4 protein-coding genes are annotated in these 3,749 nt (G+C 72.0%); all 4 read right to left on the reverse strand.

The genetic code is table 11. The features are described 5' to 3' along the window. Nucleotides 1–1,182 (reverse strand): apolipoprotein N-acyltransferase (gene lnt, locus PKD06_RS09340; protein WP_324379818.1); only part of this gene is annotated, 1,182 nt, incomplete at its 3' end. 20 nt (nucleotides 1,183–1,202) lie between these two features. Next, complete coding sequence (locus PKD06_RS09345; protein ID WP_324379819.1) at nucleotides 1,203–2,198, reverse strand: hemolysin family protein; 996 nt, start codon at nucleotides 2,196–2,198, stop codon at nucleotides 1,203–1,205. 11 nt (nucleotides 2,199–2,209) lie between these two features. Beyond that, nucleotides 2,210–2,686 carry an rRNA maturation RNase YbeY gene (ybeY, locus tag PKD06_RS09350; protein WP_324379821.1) on the reverse strand — a complete coding sequence of 159 codons (477 nt, stop codon included), beginning with the start codon at nucleotides 2,684–2,686 and terminating at the stop codon, nucleotides 2,210–2,212. Next, nucleotides 2,683–3,747 (reverse strand): PhoH family protein, encoded by a 1,065-nt coding sequence (locus PKD06_RS09355; RefSeq protein WP_324379823.1) that lies wholly within the window; start codon nucleotides 3,745–3,747, stop codon nucleotides 2,683–2,685. The genes ybeY and PKD06_RS09355 overlap by 4 nt, the downstream gene beginning before the upstream one ends. Nucleotides 3,748–3,749 lie beyond the last annotated feature (2 nt).

Consider the following 3,749-nt stretch of genomic DNA (forward strand, 5'->3'; position numbering starts at 1 on the left):
AATGCGCAGGGCGGAGCGTCGCTCGCCCGGCGCGAAGCCGCCCGGCATCTGGACGAACTGCCGCAGCCCGAGCCCGCGCAAGGTGGCGTCGAGCACATGCGGCACATATTCCCCGAAAGGCACGAGATGGATCTTGTCGTAGGTCGCGGAAATGGCGCCGTCCGGGCCGACCACCTGGATGGCGTTGAAGAAGCGTCCCGCCTCCTCGCCCGGCAGGCCCTCCCCCTGCCGCGCCGCTCCCGTCACCAGGGTCGTGTGGGAGGGCAGGATCGCGGCGATCTGCGCCAGCGCCTCGGGCTCGCGGTGCAGCAGGAAGGGGAAGGCGGATTCGGGCCAGATCAGCAGGCTGACATCGGCGAGGCCGGTGGTCGTCGGCGAGGTCGCCCGGTCGCTGAGCGCGAGGTAGGAGCGCAGGATGGCCTGCCCGTTCGCGGGCCGGAACTTGGCATCCTGGGGCAGGTTCGGCTGCATGATGCGCAGCTTGACGCCCGCGACGGGAGGAACCGCGGCGCCGGCGAGGCGGGCCGCGCCGAAACCCGCCATCAAAGCGAGGCAGAGAGCCGCCCCGGCGAGCGGCGCGAGGCGGGCGCGGGCGCCCTCCACCGTGCCGAGCAGGGCCGGGGTCGCGAGCGTCAGGACCGCGAGGAAGGTGAGGCCCCAGAGGCCGAGCAAGGCGGCCGATTGCATCAGCAGCAGGCTCTGGCCGAAGGCCATGCCGAAGGCGTTCCAGGGAAAGCCGGTGAAGAGATGGCCCCGGAGCCATTCGCTCCCCGTCAGCGCGAGCGTGAAGACGAGGAGGCGCGAGGCGCCGGGCCGCCAGAACAGGGCCGCGAGGCCGAAGCCCGCGGCCGGGAAGAAGGCGAGCAAAGCCGGCAGGCCGAGCACGCCGAAGGGCATGAGCCAGGCGAAGAGATCGGCCTCGACGAGGAAGGCGGAGCCGAGCCACCACAGGCCCGCCACGAAATAGCCGAAGCCCCACAGCCAGCCGGCGAGCGCCGCGCGCCCGGCCGTGGCGATACGGCCCAGCCGTCCCGCGGCCACCGAGCCGTCGATCAGCCAGACGGCGATCGTGAAGGCGAGGGACAAGGCCGGCCAGAATCCGAAAGGCGGCATGGCGAGCGCCCCCGACGCGCCCGCCGCGAAGGCGATCAGCGCGCGCGTCCAGCCCGCGGCCAGGACCACGCGATCCGCGAGGCTCCGAATCAACCGGACACCCCGGAGGCGGCGGGCGGGACCGAGCGATCCTGCGCCGCGCCGCTTCCCTCGCGAGAGCGGCGCCGGATGCGCAGCCGCTTCAGGCGGCGCGGATCGGCGTCGAGCACCTCGAATTCCACCTCGCCCGGCCCCGTGATCACCTCCCCGCGCAAGGGCACCCGTCCGGCCAGGGTGACGATCAGTCCGCCGAGCGTATCCACCTCGTCATGCTCCACCGCGACGCCGAGATCCTCGTCCAGGGCCTCGGAGACCTCCTCCAGGCTCGCGCGGGCATCTGCAAGAAACGTGCCGCCCTCCTCGGGCACGATCGGACGCTCCGTCTCGTCGTGCTCGTCCTCGATATCGCCGACCACGGTCTCGACCAGGTCTTCGATCGAGACGAGCCCGTCCGTCCCGCCATATTCGTCGATCACGAGCGCCATATGGGTGCGCGACGCCTGCATCCGCGCCAGGAGGTCGATGGCGGGCATGGAGCGGGGCACGAACAGGACCGGCCGCAGGATATGGGAAGAGACGAGCGTGCGCCCGAGATCGATGCCGGCGAGGTTCTCGCGCGGCGCCTCGCCCGCGGCCTCCGCCTCGACGCCGCCCGAGGCCAGATAGTCCAGGAAGTCGCGGATATGGACCATGCCGAGCGGCTCGTCGAGCGTCTCGCCATAGGCGGGCAGGCGCGAATGGCCGGCCGTGCGGAAGAGGGCGAGGACCTCGCCCAGGGTCATGTCGCCCGGCACCGCGACCATGTCGGCGCGCGGCACCATCACGTCGCTGACCCGCAGGCGATGGAAGCCGAGCACGTTCTTCAGCATCAGCCGCTCGCGCGGCGAAAGATCGCCCGCCTCGGTCGCTTCCGACAGCGCCTCCTCGAGGTCCTCGCGAGCCGATTCCCGGCCGCGATGCGAGAAGCGGCCGATCAGCCGCTCGAGCCAGCCCTCCCGGCCTCCCTCGTGGGACTCGGGCCTGTGCTCGCTGCGTTCGTCGCTCATGGGACAGACGTTCAGGCCGCTGCGCGGTAGGGATCGGCGATGCCGAGGCGCGCCAGGGCCAGCGCTTCGAGGCGTTCCATCTCCTCCGCCTCCGCCTCCTCGACATGGTCGTGGCCGAGAAGGTGAAGCACGCCGTGGACCACGAGATGGGCCACATGGTCGGCCAGGGTCTTGCCCTCCTGGGAGGCCTCCCGCGCCACGGTCTCGTAGGCCAGGGCCACGTCGCCGAGGGGAACCGGCTCGCCCGGCGGCGCCATCGGCGGCGAAGGGAAGGAAAGGACGTTGGTCGGCGCGTCCTTGCCGCGCCACGCGCCATTCAGCTCGCGCAGGGCCGCGTCGTCCGCGAGCAGGAGCGTCACGGCGAAATCCCCGTCCGGCGGGTCGGGCAGGACCGCGAGGGCGGCATCGGCGGCGCGCCGCAGCAATCCGTCCCGGTCCGGGACGGCATCCCAGCGGGGATCCTCCGCTTCGATCTCGAGCGCGATCACGCGCGGGGCCCTCCCAAGGGCGGCGCCTCGCGCGAGGCGGCGTCATAGGCGCTGACGATGCGGCGGACGAGGTCGTGGCGCACCACGTCCACGTCGCGGAACTGCACGCGCGCGACCCCCTCGACCCCGTCGAGGATGCGGATCGCCTCGATCAGGCCGGAGCGCTGGCCCGGCGGCAGGTCGATCTGGCTCGGATCGCCGTTGACGATCATGCGCGAATTCTCGCCGAGGCGGGTCAGGAACATCTTCATCTGCATCGAGGTGGTGTTCTGCGCCTCGTCGAGCAGGATCACCGCATTGGCCAGGGTGCGCCCGCGCATGAAGGCGAGGGGCGCGATCTCGATCATGCCGGTCTGGAGCCCGCGCTCGACATGGCGCGCCTCCATGAAATCGTAGAGCGCGTCGTAGATCGGGCGCAGATAGGGATCGACCTTCTCGCGCATGTCGCCCGGCAGGAAGCCGAGCCGCTCGCCGGCCTCGACGGCCGGACGCGACAGGATCAGGCGCTCGGCCTGCCCGGCTTCCAGCAGCGAGACGGCGAAGCCGACCGCAAGCCAGGTCTTGCCGGTGCCGGCGGGCCCCTCGGCGAAGACCAGTTCGTTGCGGCGCAGCGCCTTGAGATAGAGGTCCTGGGCGGCGTTGCGGGCCCGGACCGGGCCGCGCTTGCGGGTGGCGATCTGCTCGAACCGGGCCGCCCCCGGCGCCGGCGGCTCCGCCTGCGGAAACAGGCTGCCCTGGAGCGCGCTCTCCTGGATCGCCCCGTCGACATCGCCGAGCGTGACCGCGCCCTCGCCGCTGACGCGCTCGTAGAGCCCTTCCAGCACGAGGCGCGCCCGCGAAGCGAGATCGGGCGGGCCCTTGATCACGACCCGGTTGCCGAGCGCGTTCAGGACGACGCCGAGGCGGCGCTCGATATGGGCGAGGTTCTGGTCGTAATGGCCGAAGACGAGGCCCGCCCGGGAATTGTCCTCGAAGGCGAGGGTGATCTCGGCCGTCTCCCCGATCCCCGGCGGCGCGCCTGCGGCGGGGGGGCCCACGGGCCGGATGGCGGGACGTTTCACGC

This window comes from Enterovirga sp. (assembly GCF_035325185.1).
GTDB lineage: Bacteria > Pseudomonadota > Alphaproteobacteria > Rhizobiales > Beijerinckiaceae > Enterovirga.

What these genes read in the sequence shown, in the direction of transcription:
- PKD06_RS09345 (WP_324379819.1), bottom strand. Translation starts at nt 2,198, where the DNA reads ATGAGCGACGAACGCAGCGAGCACAGGCCCGAGTCCCACGAGGGAGGC.